The following is a 13,336-nucleotide window of genomic DNA, read 5'->3' on the forward strand; positions in this document are numbered from 1 at the left end:
AATGATCGCGCGCTCTTCAACGCTGAGTTCGGAATAGGACATAGGGGCAGCACCGTACCGGAAAGGTCAGGTGTTGCACTCAGTTTTCGCGGCCGCCCACCATTGAACTGGCGATGCCGCGCTCGGTGCCAAAGCCTGCAACAAGCACCTGCGGGCGCTGTGCGATAAGGTGGGTGACCCTGTGCCAGCGCTCGGTACGGGTGTATTCGTACACCCGCACCAGCGCTGCAATTTCAAGTTGCAAACTGTTACCCAGCGCATCCTCATCTTCGCCCTGCTGCTGGAAACTCTTGAGGCGATCACCAAGTAGCCAGGGGCTATCGCTCAAGTCAGTCGTAAGGGCAACTTTGAGCGCCTTGAAGTGTTTAAAGCCAAGCGCACGACTGAATCGGCCAATAGTGGATTCACTGACACCCAACTTGCCAGCAACAACCGCTCCATTTTCAAACGGGAGATTATTCAGATTGGCCAATATATAAGACGCAATGTTTCTGGAAGCCAGAGACTTGCCAGACAGTTGCTCATGGAGTCGTTGTTTTAGTGACATTCATGACGTCCTCTCTTTATGGAGAAAATCATGATTTATTTCTGGCCGCAGGTCAAACCATGCAAGAAAACTTGCGACCTTTCCTACAAACTGTAGTACTTAACTTAGCGAAGATTTAAACCGGATTATTAAGCGCAGGCCAGGCGAATAGGCACTGACCGGCACAACGCTACAAAATAATCAGATACAAACTTGCTGCCTTACTTCTCCGGCATCGGAAACGGAAACGGCATCACGTTGCTGACACCACGGGCTTCGCTGATTTTCGGCGTACCCAGGCGCTCGACCTCGTCGATACGCACAATTGAGTGCATCGGTACAAAACTGCGTACCACGCCTTCGAATTGGGCCTTGAGCTTTTCTTCGCTCGGGTCCACGACCATTTGCGTGCGCTCACCGAAGACGAATTCCTCTACTTCCAGGAAGCCCCACAGATCACTTTGATAGATCTGCTTGGCGTACATTTCGAACACCTGGCCCTGGTTCAGGAATATCACCTTGTAGATTGGAGCTTCACGTTTGGTCATGGTGGGCGGGTAAGCATCTGAAGGTAAAAAAGAGGGCGCGAACTATAGCATAGCCCTCTGACGCACAGCGCTAGGAAGCAACGGCTATGCCCCCTATAATGCGCGGTTCTTTGAACCACTTGATGAACACCCATGGCCAAGAAGCTTTACATCGAAACCCACGGTTGCCAGATGAATGAGTACGACAGCTCGCGCATGGTCGACCTGCTGGGTGAACATCAGGCCCTAGAAGTCACAGCGCGCGCTGAAGACGCTGATGTCATCCTGCTGAATACCTGCTCGATCCGTGAACGTGCCCAGGACCGCGTGTACTCGCAATTGGGGCGCTGGCGTGAACTGAAACTGGCCAACCCCGACATGGTAATTGCCGTGGGTGGTTGCGTGGCCAGCCAGGAAGGCGCTGCGATCCGTGACCGCGCCCCGTATGTGGACGTGGTGTTCGGCCCGCAAACCCTGCACCGCCTGCCGGAAATGATCGACGCTGCGCGCATCACCAAGCTGCCGCAGGTGGATGTGTCGTTCCCGGAAATCGAAAAATTCGACCACCTGCCAGAACCGCGCATCGATGGCCCGAGTGCCTATGTCTCGGTGATGGAAGGCTGCAGCAAATACTGCACGTTCTGCGTGGTGCCCTATACCCGTGGCGAAGAAGTCAGCCGCCCGTTCGACGACGTGCTGGCCGAGGTGATTCACCTGGCTGAAAACGGCGTGCGTGAAGTGACCCTGCTGGGCCAGAACGTCAACGGCTATCGCGGCCTGACCGAAGGCGGCCGCCTGGCGGATCTCGCCGAGCTGATTCGCGTGGTGGCGGCCATCGACGGCATCGAGCGCATCCGCTACACCACCTCCCATCCACTGGAGTTCTCCGACAGCCTGATCCAGGCTCACGCCGAAGTCCCGGAGCTGGTCAAGCACCTGCACCTGCCGGTGCAATCGGGTTCGGACCGCATCCTGTCGGCAATGAAGCGCAACCACACCGCTCTGGAATACAAGTCCAAGCTGCGCAAACTGCGCGCTGCCGTACCGGGCATCTGCATCAGCTCCGACTTTATCGTGGGCTTCCCGGGCGAGACCGAAAAAGACTTCGAGCAAACCATGAAGCTGATCGAGGACGTGGGTTTCGACTTCTCCTACTCTTTTGTCTACAGCCAGCGCCCGGGCACCCCGGCGGCGGATCTCGCGGACGACACCCCGGAAGAGCGCAAGAAGGAGCGTCTGAACGCGCTGCAGCATCGCCTCAACCAGCAGGGCTTTGAGATCAGCCGGCAGATGGTCGGTTCCGTTCAGCGGATTCTGGTAACTGATTATTCCAAGAAGGATCCTGGCGAACTGCAGGGCCGTACCGAGAACAACCGCATCGTCAACTTCCGCTGCGACAACCCGCAGTTGATCGGGCAATTCGCCGACGTGCACATCGATGCGGCCCAACCGCACTCGTTGCGTGGCTCGTTACTGAACTGATCCCCCCTCCATGTGGGAGCGGGCTTGCTCGCGATTCATACAACGCCGTCTGTCTGGATTTGCGCGGTGATGCAATCGCGCGCAAGTCGAGTCGTAGCACCGCTGCTCCCACACAGACATGCGCCATGCATCAATCATTTGGTGAAGTCCTTTCACCCATGACCTGCTAGCGTTATCCTTGATTTCATCTCAATTGCCTAAGGGCGGCTAAATACGACCTTGAACGCACCCATCGAACCACATCGCTTCCTTCTCGAGCCCTTTGAGGCTCGCCGTTTCGCCAATCTGTGCGGGCAATTCGACGAGCACTTGCGCTTGATCGAGCAACGCCTGACGATCGAAATCCGCAATCGCGGCAATCAATTCGAGCTGATCGGCGACCCGAAAATCACTTCATCCGCAGAAAACCTGCTGCGCCGCCTGTATCGCGAAACCAAAGCCACCGAGCTTTCGCCAGACATGGTGCATCTGTTCCTGCAGGAATCTGCCGTACAGGACCTGGCCAGCAATCCGGTGGCCGAAGCCAGCGTTTCGCTACGTACCAAAAAGGGCATGATTCGCCCTCGCGGTATCAACCAGCAACGCTACGTCAAAGAGATCCTGGGCAACGACATCAACTTCGGCATTGGCCCGGCGGGTACCGGTAAAACCTACCTGGCCGTGGCCTGCGCAGTTGATGCCCTGGAGCGCGAGCAGATCCGCCGCATTCTGTTGGTGCGCCCGGCGGTTGAAGCGGGCGAAAAGCTCGGCTTCCTGCCCGGCGACCTGTCGCAAAAAATCGACCCGTACCTGCGCCCGCTCTACGACGCGCTGTACGAAATGCTCGGCTTTGAATACGTGGCCAAGCTGATCGAGCGTCAGGTGATCGAAGTTGCACCGCTGGCCTATATGCGCGGCCGCACGCTGAACAACAGCTTTATCATTCTCGACGAAAGCCAGAACACTACCGTCGAGCAGATGAAGATGTTCCTGACCCGTATCGGCTTTGGCTCGACCGCCGTGATCACCGGTGACATCACCCAGATCGACCTGCCAAAAGGCACCAAATCAGGGCTGAACCACGTTATCGAAGTGCTCAAGGATGTACCGGGCATCAGTTTTACCCACTTCCAGTCCAAGGACGTCGTGCGCCACCCGCTGGTGCAGCGCATCGTCGAGGCTTACGGCCGCTACGAACAGGAAGCCGCGGACAAACTGGCCGCACTGCCTGCTGCAAAGGATTACCGCCACGATGCTTGAGCTTGACCTGCAACTGGCTACCGACGCAGCCGCGCCCAGCGAAGCCCAGTTCCGCCAATGGTGCGAACTGGCGCTGCGCCAGCGCACCGCCGATTCGGAAATGACCATTCGTCTGGTAGACGAAGCCGAAGGTCGTGAGCTTAATCACACCTGGCGCCAGAAAGACTACGCAACCAACGTCCTGTCTTTTCCGGCCGACGTGCCTGACGAGTTCCTCGATATCCCGCTACTGGGCGATCTGGTGATTTGCGTGGCCGTGGTTGAACGCGAAGCTGCCGAACAAGGCAAAAGCCTTGAAGCCCACTGGGCCCACCTGGTGATTCACGGCTGCTTGCATCTTCTGGGTTACGACCATATAGAAGACGAAGAAGCCGAAGAAATGGAAGCACTGGAACGAACGTTGCTTGCAGAACTGGGTCATCCTGACCCGTATGCAGACGACGAAACTGAATGACACTCACTGAAACTACCAAGGGATACGAGTAAATCGCTATGAGCGAAGACCGATCGAGCAACGGGCAAAAGTCATGGTTGGGTAAGCTGACCCAGGCCTTTGCCCATGAGCCGAAAAACCGCCAGGAGCTGCTTGAGCTGCTGCGCGAAGCACACCAGAACAAACTATTGGACAGTGAAGCGCTGGCCATTGTCGAAGGCGCCATTCAAGTGGCTGACCTGCAGGTACGGGACATCATGGTTCCGCGCTCGCAGATGATCAGCATCAAGGCGACCCAGACCCCCCGTGAATTTCTCCCGGCGATCATCGACGCTGCGCACTCGCGCTACCCAGTGATCGGCGAAAGCCACGATGACGTCCTCGGCGTCCTGCTGGCCAAAGACCTGCTGCCGCTGATCCTTCAGGAGAACGGTGACAAGTACAACATCAAGGATTTGCTGCGTCCGGCGACGTTTGTCCCTGAGTCCAAGCGCCTTAACGTGTTGTTGCGTGAATTCCGTGCCAACCACAACCACATGGCCATCGTGATTGACGAATACGGCGGCGTGGCAGGTCTGGTAACGATTGAAGACGTCCTCGAGCAGATCGTCGGCGATATCGAAGACGAGCACGATGTCGAGGAAGACAGCTATATCAAGCCACTGCCGAGCGGTGACTTTCTGATCAAGGCACTGACCCCCATCGAGAACTTCAATGAGTTCTTCGACACCGAATTCTCCGACGACGAGTTCGACACTGTCGGCGGCCTGGTCATGAGTGCGTTCGGGCACTTGCCAAAACGCAACGAAACCACTGAAATCGGCCCTTACCGCTTCCGCATCCTCAATGCTGACAGCCGCCGGATTCATTTGATTCGCCTGACGCCTGTCGCCCGCTAAACCCCAACACCAAGGATTGAAATGCGCTGGATAACCTCCCCCGGCTGGCCCGGTAACTTGCTGGCCGTGGTGGCCGGCGCACTGACAACCCTGGCGTTGGCACCCTTCGATATCTGGCCATTGGCACTGGTTGCCCTGGCCATGTTCTATCTCGGCCTGCGCGAGCTGTCGCCCAAACAGGCGCTGGGCCGTGGCTGGTGCTATGGCTTTGGCCTGTTTGGCGCCGGCACCAGCTGGATCTACTACAGCATTCACCACTTCGGTGGCGCATCTGTGCTGCTGGCCGGCTTCCTGATGCTGCTGTTCACCGCAGCCATTGCCTGGTTCTTTGCCCTGCCCGCCTGGCTCTGGGCACGCTGGATTCGCCGCAATGAAGCGCCGCTGGCCGACACCCTGGCGTTTGCAGCGCTGTGGGTCGCTCAAGAGGCGTTCCGTGGCTGGTTCCTCACCGGTTTCCCGTGGCTGTACTCCGGTTACAGTCAGCTCGACGGCCCTCTGGCCGGGCTCGCCCCCTTGGGCGGCATGTGGCTGGTGTCCTTCACCCTGGCCCTGACCGCAGCCCTGCTATGCAATCTGCCACGCCTGATCAAGGCCAGACGCAAAGCCTTTGTCGCGGCGGGCCTGGTGTTACTGATCGGCCCCTGGATCATTGGCCAGGCACTCAAGCATCACGCCTGGACCAGCCCATCGGGTGACCCGCTAAGCGTGGCGGCAATCCAGGGCAATATCGAACAGAGCATGAAATGGGACCCGGCGCAGCTCAACGCGCAACTGGCCCTGTACCGCGACATGACCTTCAGCTCCAAACGAGTGGACCTGATCGTTTGGCCAGAAACCGCCATTCCTGTACTCAAAGAGAACGCTGAAGGCTTCCTGAGCATGATGGGCCGCTTTGCCGCCGACCGGAATTCAGCGCTGATTACCGGCGTGCCTATCCGCCAGGAAGTGCGCCATGAACCGCGTTTCTTCAACGGCATCACCGCTGTGGGCCAGGGCGACGGTATTTATCTGAAACAAAAGCTGGTGCCATTTGGTGAGTACGTACCGTTGCAGGATGTACTGCGCGGCGTGATCGCTTTCTTCGACCTCCCAATGTCGGACTTTGCCCGCGGCCCATCGGACCAGGCCATGTTGCAGGCCAAGGGCTATCAGATCGCGCCATTGATTTGCTATGAAGTGGTGTACCCGGACTTCGTGGCCAACCTCGCGGCCAAGAGCGACATCTTGCTGACCATCAGTAACGACACCTGGTTCGGCACCTCGATTGGCCCGCTGCAGCACCTGCAGATGGCGCAAATGCGTGCTTTGGAAGCCGGACGCTGGATGATTCGGGCAACCAACAATGGCGTTACGGCGCTGATCGACCCGTTTGGCCAGATCACCACACAAATCCCGCAGTTCGAGCAGGGCATCATGTACGGCGAAGTAGTGCCCATGCACAACCTCACGCCTTACCTGCAATGGCGTTCGTGGCCGCTGATCATCCTGTGCAGCCTGCTGATTGGCTGGGCGCTGGTTACCAGCCGGATTGCCAAGACAGTTTAGGCAAACCACCGGCGCCCGCAATGTCCCCTGACGGGGTCAGATTCTGGGGGCGCCGCAAACCTGTAGAGCTTGCCTGTGATGCAGGCGCTGCGGTCTGTCAGGTGAACCGCAGTGATGCCATCGCGAGCAGGCTCGCTCCCACATAATGATCCCGGCAAGGTCCGAATTTTGTGAGCACCGCAAAACCTGTGGGGCTGGTTTGCCTGCCAGACCGCGCCGCCTGCATCGCGAGCAAGCCCGCTCCCACAGAATGATCCCGGCAAAGTCCGAATTTTGTGAGCACCGCAAAACCTGTGGGGCTGGTTTGCCTGCCAGACCGCACCGCCTATAACGCGAGCAAGCCCGCTCCCACAGAATGATCCCGGCAAGGTCCGAATTTTGTGAGCACCGCAAAACCTGTGGGGCTGGTTTGCCTGCCAGACCGCACCGCCTGCATCGCGAGCAAGCCCGCTCCCACATAATGATCCCGGCAAGGCCCGAATTTTGTGAGCACCGCAAAACCTGTGGGAGCAGGCTTGCCTGCGATGGCAGCAACGCGGTTTGCCTGCCAGACCGCGCCGCCTGTATCGCAAGCAAGCCCGCTCCCACCTTCCCCCCATGAATGCATACGTTCAATTAGCGATAAAACAACGGGTAGGCAATCTGCCCCACCGCTTCATTGATCAATAGCCCCGACTGCCAGAATGCTTTGTACTCCGGCATCCAGCCCCCCAGCGGTCGTGCGCTATCGGCACTGAAAAAACCGACCGGCGCGGGCACTACTTCAAAACCGGCCTGCTCAAAACTCCATACCGAACGCGGCATATGCCAGCCGTGCGTCACCACGACCACGCGCTTGATCCCCAGCGGCAGCAGAATATCAGCGGTCATTTTGGCGTTTTCCCAGGTCGTACGGCTTTGCTCTTCTTTCCAGCGTACTTGCACGCCGAAGTCATCACGCAATGAATCCGCCATCAACTGCGCCTCACTGGGTGGCGAGCCGTAGTGCAGGCCTCCGGTAGTCAATACCGGCAAGCCTGAAGCCTTGGCCAATCGGGCGGCATAGCGCTGGCGCTCCAGGCCGATTCCGGTCGGCTGATCGCTGCCCCAGGCCGGGTCACCGCGCTCACGCCCCGAACCCAGCACCACAATGGCACCGGCGCGCCCGGCCAGCATCGACCATTCACTCGGCGCCAACGGCGGCTCGCGCTCCAGCACCCGAGCACCCCACTCCACCATCACCGGCAAGCTCATCAGCCAGAACCCGCCCAGGCCCAATGCAAACAGTACACCCGCCAGACGCGGACGCGAATGCCGCAGCCACCAGGCGAGCACCAGGAGCAACAAAAGAATTCCGGGGGGCAATAGCAGTTGTTTAAAAAAATATCGAATAGGCATCGAGCATCTCCAAAGATGCCCGAAGCCTAAGGGGGTTGAGTGAGCGCATCAATAACGCAGGTGAGAAACCCAAACACAAACGCGTGATGCATCAACCCGGGGGTACAACCTTGCTTGATGCGGCTTTGTTGAAGGCCAGACTTGAATCGCCGTATGGCCTAAGCTCCCTGCACCCTGTCTTTAAGCCAGATTACCTTGGCCTTGGGGGCATCCTGCATATTAACGCTGCCTTGCGAGCGTTTAACTGCCTCACGCCCGATCCGGTTTAGATAGAGGTTGATCAACTCCAGCTCGGCATGACTCAAGCCTCGCAATTCCAACTCGACTGGGCGTTCATCACGTAATTGGACAGCCGTCTTTGCTGAATCAAGAGCCACACTCAAACGATCAATCAGCCGCTCATACACTTGCGATGTTGCTACGCTACGTTGCAACTCTGCCATCCGTCCACCTCATTTAAGGAAATGCATCTCCCCCAAAGAGAGCTTAGCTGCGCATGTAAAAGTGGCGTGCTGCTGCGACCAACGGATTGAAGAGGCAATCAGGGTTTCCCTCGATAGAGCGGGGTCATGTATGCTACGGGACTTCCTGTAACCCCTGCTCCAACCTGACCGGGCAACATTATGGCCGGTCTATGTTGAAGAGGATTAGGCCACCCTTTATCAGTACAAGTAGCCATGCACGAACAATATCAGCCCCGTGAAATAGAAGCCGCCGCCCAATCATTCTGGGACAACCAAAAGTCCTTCGAAGTCAGCGAAGATCTAGGCAAAGAGACGTTCTACTGCCTATCGATGTTCCCGTACCCAAGCGGCAAGCTACACATGGGGCACGTGCGCAACTACACCATCGGTGACGTGATCTCCCGTTACCAGCGCATGCTGGGCAAGAATGTTCTGCAACCCATGGGTTGGGACGCCTTCGGCATGCCGGCCGAAAACGCCGCGATGAAAAACAAGGTCGCGCCGGCCAAGTGGACCTACGAAAACATCGCCTACATGAAGACCCAGTTGCGTAGCCTGGGCCTGGCCGTTGACTGGTCCCGCGAAATCACTACCTGCAAGCCGGATTACTACCGCTGGGAACAATGGCTGTTCACCCGCCTGTTCGAAAAAGGTGTGATCTACCGTAAAAACGGCACCGTAAACTGGGACCCGGTGGACCAGACCGTTCTGGCCAACGAACAAGTGATCGACGGCCGTGGCTGGCGTTCGGGCGCGGTGATCGAAAAACGCGAAATCCCGATGTACTACTTCAAGATCACCGCTTATGCGGATGAACTGCTTGAAGGCCTCGACGACATGCCGGGCTGGCCCGAGCAGGTCAAAACCATGCAGCGCAACTGGATTGGCAAATCCCGCGGCATGGAAGTGCAGTTCCCTTACAACGTCGAGTCCATCGGCGAAGCGGGCGCACTCAAGGTCTTCACCACCCGTCCTGATACCTTGATGGGCGCGACCTACGTCGCAGTGGCTGCCGAGCACCCGCTCGCCACTCTGGCTGCGCAAGGCAATCCTGAGCTGCAAGCGTTTATCGCTGAATGCAAAGGCGGCAGCGTTGCCGAAGCCGACATGGCCACCCAGGAGAAAAAGGGCCTGCCAACGCCTCTGTTCGTCGAGCACCCGCTGACCGGCGAAAAACTGCCGGTATGGGTCGCCAACTACGTGCTGATGCATTACGGCGACGGCGCGGTGATGGCTGTACCTGCACACGACGAGCGTGATTTCGAATTCGCCACCAAGTACAACCTGCCGATCAAATCGGTAGTACGTACCAGCGCAGGCGACGAGTCACCGGCTCCGTGGCAGGACGCTTACAACGAACACGGCACGCTGATCAACTCCGGCGAATTTAACGGTCTTGATTTCGACGCAGCATTCGCCGCCATCGAAGCCGCCCTCACCGCCAAAGGCCTGGGCCAGTCGCGTACCCAATTCCGCCTGCGCGACTGGGGCATCAGCCGCCAGCGCTACTGGGGCTGCCCGATCCCGATCGTGCATTGCGACACTTGCGGTGACGTACCGGTACCTGAAGCCCAGCTGCCAGTAGTCCTGCCGGAAGACGTCGTACCCGATGGCGCCGGTTCGCCATTGGCACGCATGCCCGAGTTCTACGAGTGCAGCTGCCCTAAATGCGGCGCACCGGCCAAACGCGAAACCGACACGATGGACACCTTCGTCGAGTCGTCGTGGTACTACGCCCGTTACGCCTCGCCACACTATGAAGGCGGCCTGGTCGAAAAATCGGCGGCTGACCACTGGTTGCCAGTCGACCAGTACATCGGTGGTATCGAACACGCCATCCTGCACCTGCTGTACGCGCGCTTCTTCCACAAGTTGATGCGTGACGAAGGCCTGGTCAGCTCCAACGAGCCGTTCAAGAACCTGCTGACCCAGGGCATGGTGATTGCCGAAACTTACTTCCGTACGCTGGACAACGGCGGCAAGGACTACTTCAACCCGGACGACGTGGAAATCGAACGTGATGCCAAGGCCAAGATCATCGGCGCCAAGCTGAAAAGCGACGGCCTGCCGGTGGAAATCGGCGGCACGCAGAAAATGTCCAAGTCGCTGAACAACGGCGTTGACCCGCAGTACATGATCGAACAATACGGCGCAGACACCTGCCGTCTGTTCATGATGTTTGCTTCGCCGCCTGACGCCAGCCTGGAATGGTCCGACTCGGGTGTTGAAGGCTCGCACCGCTTCCTCAAGCGCGTATGGCGCCTGGCCCACGCCCACGTTGGCCAGGGCCTGCCGGGCGCACTGGATATCGCCAGCCTGAACGACGAGCAAAAAGTCGTTCGCCGCGCCATCCACCAGGCGATCAAGCAAGCCAGCCAGGACGTCGGCCAGCATCACAAATTCAACACCGCCGTCGCCCAGGTGATGACCGTGATGAACGTGCTCGAAAAAGCACCGCAAGCCGCAGAACAAGACCGCGCCCTGCTGCAGGAAGGCCTTGAGACTGTTGCACTGCTGCTGGCGCCAATCACTCCGCATATCAGTCATGAGCTGTGGAACCAGTTGGGGCATGCCGGTGCAATCATCGACGCTGCCTGGCCAACCCTGGATGAAAGCGCGCTGGTGCAAGACACCCTGCAGCTGGTTATCCAGGTCAACGGCAAGCTGCGCGGACATATCGAAATGCCAGCCGCCGCCAGCCGCGAAGAGGTTGAAGCCGCTGCCCGCATCAACGAAAACGTACTGCGCTTTACCGAAGGCCTGACGATTCGCAAAGTGATCGTGGTACCGGGCAAATTGGTCAATATCGTCGCCAGCTAACTGGAACAGGCGCCCGTGCCATGCGCGGGCGCCCAACAAGACCTTCAGGGCCGCCTGGGTGGCCCATCTGGTTTCAAGGGGAGCAACACATGATCAAACGCAACTTGCTGGTGATGGGTCTCGCGGTTCTGTTGAGCGCCTGCGGCTTTCAACTGCGCGGTACCGGCACCAATCAGCTGACGATCACCGAACTCGACGTCAGTGCGCGCAACGCTTATGGCGACACCGTTCGTCAACTGCGTCAGGTACTGGAAAACAGCGGCGTGAAAATCACCGCCAATGCACCCTACAAGCTTATTCTGACGAACGAAAAAGAGTCCCAGCGTTCTGCCAGCTATACCGGCAATACCGGCACCGCCGAGTATGAGCTGAGCAACGTGCTGAGCTACGAAATTCAGGGTCAGAACAACCTGCCGTTAGTCAACGGCAAAGTTGAGGCCTACAAGGTGTACCTGCAGGACGGCAGCAACGTTGCAGGCTCCAGCCAGGAAGGTGCAGTAATTCGCAAAGAGATGCGCCGCGACCTGATTCAGCAACTGGTACTGCGCCTGGAGCAATTGACTCCGGAGCAGCTGGAAACACTGCAACAGCAGGCCGATGCGAAAGCCAAGGCTGAAGCAGATGCCATCGAAGCTGCACGCCAGGCTCAAGAGGCCATCCCTCAACAGTCGCCTCTCGAACTGCAAAACTAATAAGGCATACGGGGCGCTCAAGCGCCCCGCTATCGTTATAGCCCCTATGAAACTCGCCCCCGCCCAACTCGCCAAACACCTGCAAGGCAACCTTTCGCCGATCTACATCATCAGCGGCGATGACCCGTTGCTGTGCCAGGAAGCGGCCGATGCCATTCGCAGTACCGCCCGCCAGCAAGGCTTTGATGAACGCCAGGTATTCAGCGCCGATGCCAGCTTTGATTGGGGCACATTGCTGCAAGCCGGTGCCAGCATGTCGCTGTTTGCCGAAAAGCGCCTGTTGGAGCTGCGCCTGCCTTCGGGCAAACCCGGCGACAAAGGCGCCGCGGCACTGATCGAATACAGCTCGCGCCCAGCCGAAGACACCCTGCTGCTGATCAGCCTGCCCAAGCTCGATGGCAGCGCGCAGAAAACCAAGTGGGGCAAAGCACTGATTGAAGGGGCACAGACCCAGTTCGTGCAGATCTGGCCTGTGGACGCCAATCAGTTGCCGCAATGGATTCGCCAGCGTTTGTCTCAGGCCGGGCTGTCGGCCACCCATGACGCAGTGGAACTGATCGCAGCGCGGGTCGAAGGCAACCTGCTGGCGGCCGCGCAAGAAATCGAAAAGCTCAAATTGATGGCCGAAGACGGGCAAATCACTGTGGAAACCGTGCAGGCAGCAGTGGCTGACAGCGCGCGTTTTGATGTGTTTGGCCTGGTCGATGCCGTGCTGAACGGCGAAGCCGCCCACGCCTTGCGCATGCTCGAAGGCCTGCGCGGCGAAGGCGTGGAGCCTCCGGTAATCTTGTGGGCACTGGCGCGCGAGTTAAGGGTACTGGCCAATATTGCCCTGCAATACAGCCAGGGCATCCCGCTGGACAAGGCATTCAGCCAGGCCCGTCCACCGGTATGGGACAAACGCAAACCGCTGATGAGCAAAGCCTTGCAACGTTATTCGGCGCAGCGCTGGGCGCAGTTATTGATGGATGCACAACGTATTGATGCACAGATCAAAGGGCAGGCAGCGGGTTCGGCCTGGAGCAGTTTGAGCCGCCTGACTTTGCTGATGTGTGGGCAACGGCTGAATCTGCCTGCAGAATAATCCCCCGCGGGTCGCCCTGACTGGACAACTCAAAAGATCTGGCCGATGATTTGCGCGTGTTCAATTCAAGCGAGAGAAAACGCCATGAGCAAGCGCCCCAACAAGGCCAAATCCATTGTTGCCCAACCCCTGTTCCGCAGCCGCCAGGAACGCCCCGCCAAAGGCAAAGGCAGCTACCGCCGCGAAGCCTTCCAGTCGAGAGACCGGGAGGCTTTTTACTTTCTGGCTGCCTGACTGCGGGGATGATA

The 13,336-nt window shown here is 58.4% G+C and carries 13 protein-coding genes; 9 read left to right on the forward strand and 4 right to left on the reverse strand.

Features of this window, described 5'->3' with window-relative positions; genetic code table 11:
* Window positions 1–79: 79 nt before the first annotated feature.
* Window positions 80–547: a MurR/RpiR family transcriptional regulator gene (locus ACZRMH_RS23595; RefSeq protein ID WP_464015519.1), complete on the reverse strand. Its 468-nt coding sequence runs from the start codon at window positions 545–547 to the stop codon at window positions 80–82.
* Window positions 548–747: 200 nt separating this feature from the next.
* Window positions 748–1,074: a DUF1820 family protein gene (locus ACZRMH_RS23600; protein ID WP_019411970.1), complete on the reverse strand. Its 327-nt coding sequence runs from the start codon at window positions 1,072–1,074 to the stop codon at window positions 748–750.
* Between the two features lie 132 nt (window positions 1,075–1,206).
* Here ACZRMH_RS23600 and miaB point away from each other — a divergent pair, with 132 nt between their 5' ends.
* From miaB to lnt, 5 genes are all read left to right on the forward strand, one after another.
* On the forward strand, window positions 1,207–2,535 hold the full coding sequence (gene miaB, locus ACZRMH_RS23605; RefSeq protein ID WP_464015520.1) for a tRNA (N6-isopentenyl adenosine(37)-C2)-methylthiotransferase MiaB: 1,329 nt from the start codon (window positions 1,207–1,209) through the stop codon (window positions 2,533–2,535).
* Between the two features lie 219 nt (window positions 2,536–2,754).
* The gene (locus ACZRMH_RS23610; protein ID WP_094999423.1) at window positions 2,755–3,774 is read left to right on the forward strand and encodes a PhoH family protein; all 1,020 of its coding nucleotides are present in this window, start codon (window positions 2,755–2,757) and stop codon (window positions 3,772–3,774) included.
* Complete coding sequence (ybeY, locus tag ACZRMH_RS23615) at window positions 3,767–4,228, forward strand: rRNA maturation RNase YbeY (RefSeq protein ID WP_464015521.1); 462 nt, start codon at window positions 3,767–3,769, stop codon at window positions 4,226–4,228. Before ACZRMH_RS23610 ends, ybeY begins: the two co-directional genes overlap by 8 nt.
* Before the next feature lie 38 nt (window positions 4,229–4,266).
* On the forward strand, window positions 4,267–5,106 hold the full coding sequence (locus ACZRMH_RS23620) for an HlyC/CorC family transporter (RefSeq protein WP_464015522.1): 840 nt from the start codon (window positions 4,267–4,269) through the stop codon (window positions 5,104–5,106).
* 21 nt (window positions 5,107–5,127) lie between these two features.
* A complete protein-coding gene (gene lnt / locus ACZRMH_RS23625) occupies window positions 5,128–6,651 on the forward strand; it encodes an apolipoprotein N-acyltransferase (protein WP_464015523.1) in 1,524 nt (507 codons plus the stop codon).
* A gap of 615 nt (window positions 6,652–7,266) precedes the next feature.
* Here lnt and ACZRMH_RS23630 read toward each other — a convergent pair.
* Window positions 7,267–8,028: a YdcF family protein gene (locus tag ACZRMH_RS23630; protein WP_464015524.1), complete on the reverse strand. Its 762-nt coding sequence runs from the start codon at window positions 8,026–8,028 to the stop codon at window positions 7,267–7,269.
* 158 nt (window positions 8,029–8,186) lie between these two features.
* Window positions 8,187–8,471 (reverse strand): hypothetical protein, encoded by a 285-nt coding sequence (locus tag ACZRMH_RS23635; RefSeq protein ID WP_464015525.1) that lies wholly within the window; start codon window positions 8,469–8,471, stop codon window positions 8,187–8,189.
* 234 nt (window positions 8,472–8,705) lie between these two features.
* Here ACZRMH_RS23635 and leuS point away from each other — a divergent pair, with 234 nt between their 5' ends.
* The 4 genes from leuS to arfA all read left to right on the forward strand — a co-directional run bounded on the left by leuS (window position 8,706) and on the right by arfA (window position 13,322).
* Complete coding sequence (gene leuS / locus ACZRMH_RS23640) at window positions 8,706–11,312, forward strand: leucine--tRNA ligase (protein ID WP_464015526.1); 2,607 nt, start codon at window positions 8,706–8,708, stop codon at window positions 11,310–11,312.
* An 89-nt stretch (window positions 11,313–11,401) separates the two neighbouring features.
* Window positions 11,402–12,004, forward strand: a complete 603-nt coding sequence (locus ACZRMH_RS23645) for an LPS-assembly lipoprotein LptE (protein ID WP_464015527.1) — start codon at window positions 11,402–11,404, stop codon at window positions 12,002–12,004.
* Window positions 12,005–12,050: 46 nt separating this feature from the next.
* On the forward strand, window positions 12,051–13,088 hold the full coding sequence (holA, locus tag ACZRMH_RS23650; RefSeq protein ID WP_464015528.1) for a DNA polymerase III subunit delta: 1,038 nt from the start codon (window positions 12,051–12,053) through the stop codon (window positions 13,086–13,088).
* Window positions 13,089–13,172: 84 nt separating this feature from the next.
* Window positions 13,173–13,322 carry an alternative ribosome rescue factor ArfA gene (gene arfA, locus ACZRMH_RS23655; RefSeq protein WP_003444166.1) on the forward strand — a complete coding sequence of 50 codons (150 nt, stop codon included), beginning with the start codon at window positions 13,173–13,175 and terminating at the stop codon, window positions 13,320–13,322.
* Window positions 13,323–13,336: the final 14 nt, after the last annotated feature.

This window comes from Pseudomonas sp. B414, from assembly GCF_055408445.1.

What these genes read in the sequence shown, in the direction of transcription:
- ACZRMH_RS23595 (WP_464015519.1), bottom strand. Translation starts at nt 547, where the DNA reads ATGTCACTAAAACAACGACTCCATGAGCAACTGTCTGGCAAGTCTCTG.
- ACZRMH_RS23600 (WP_019411970.1), bottom strand. Translation starts at nt 1,074, where the DNA reads ATGACCAAACGTGAAGCTCCAATCTACAAGGTGATATTCCTGAACCAG.
- miaB (WP_464015520.1), top strand. Translation starts at nt 1,207, where the DNA reads ATGGCCAAGAAGCTTTACATCGAAACCCACGGTTGCCAGATGAATGAG.
- ybeY (WP_464015521.1), top strand. Translation starts at nt 3,767, where the DNA reads ATGCTTGAGCTTGACCTGCAACTGGCTACCGACGCAGCCGCGCCCAGC.
- ACZRMH_RS23620 (WP_464015522.1), top strand. Translation starts at nt 4,267, where the DNA reads ATGAGCGAAGACCGATCGAGCAACGGGCAAAAGTCATGGTTGGGTAAG.
- lnt (WP_464015523.1), top strand. Translation starts at nt 5,128, where the DNA reads ATGCGCTGGATAACCTCCCCCGGCTGGCCCGGTAACTTGCTGGCCGTG.
- ACZRMH_RS23630 (WP_464015524.1), bottom strand. Translation starts at nt 8,028, where the DNA reads ATGCCTATTCGATATTTTTTTAAACAACTGCTATTGCCCCCCGGAATT.
- ACZRMH_RS23635 (WP_464015525.1), bottom strand. Translation starts at nt 8,471, where the DNA reads ATGGCAGAGTTGCAACGTAGCGTAGCAACATCGCAAGTGTATGAGCGG.
- leuS (WP_464015526.1), top strand. Translation starts at nt 8,706, where the DNA reads ATGCACGAACAATATCAGCCCCGTGAAATAGAAGCCGCCGCCCAATCA.
- ACZRMH_RS23645 (WP_464015527.1), top strand. Translation starts at nt 11,402, where the DNA reads ATGATCAAACGCAACTTGCTGGTGATGGGTCTCGCGGTTCTGTTGAGC.
- holA (WP_464015528.1), top strand. Translation starts at nt 12,051, where the DNA reads ATGAAACTCGCCCCCGCCCAACTCGCCAAACACCTGCAAGGCAACCTT.
- arfA (WP_003444166.1), top strand. Translation starts at nt 13,173, where the DNA reads ATGAGCAAGCGCCCCAACAAGGCCAAATCCATTGTTGCCCAACCCCTG.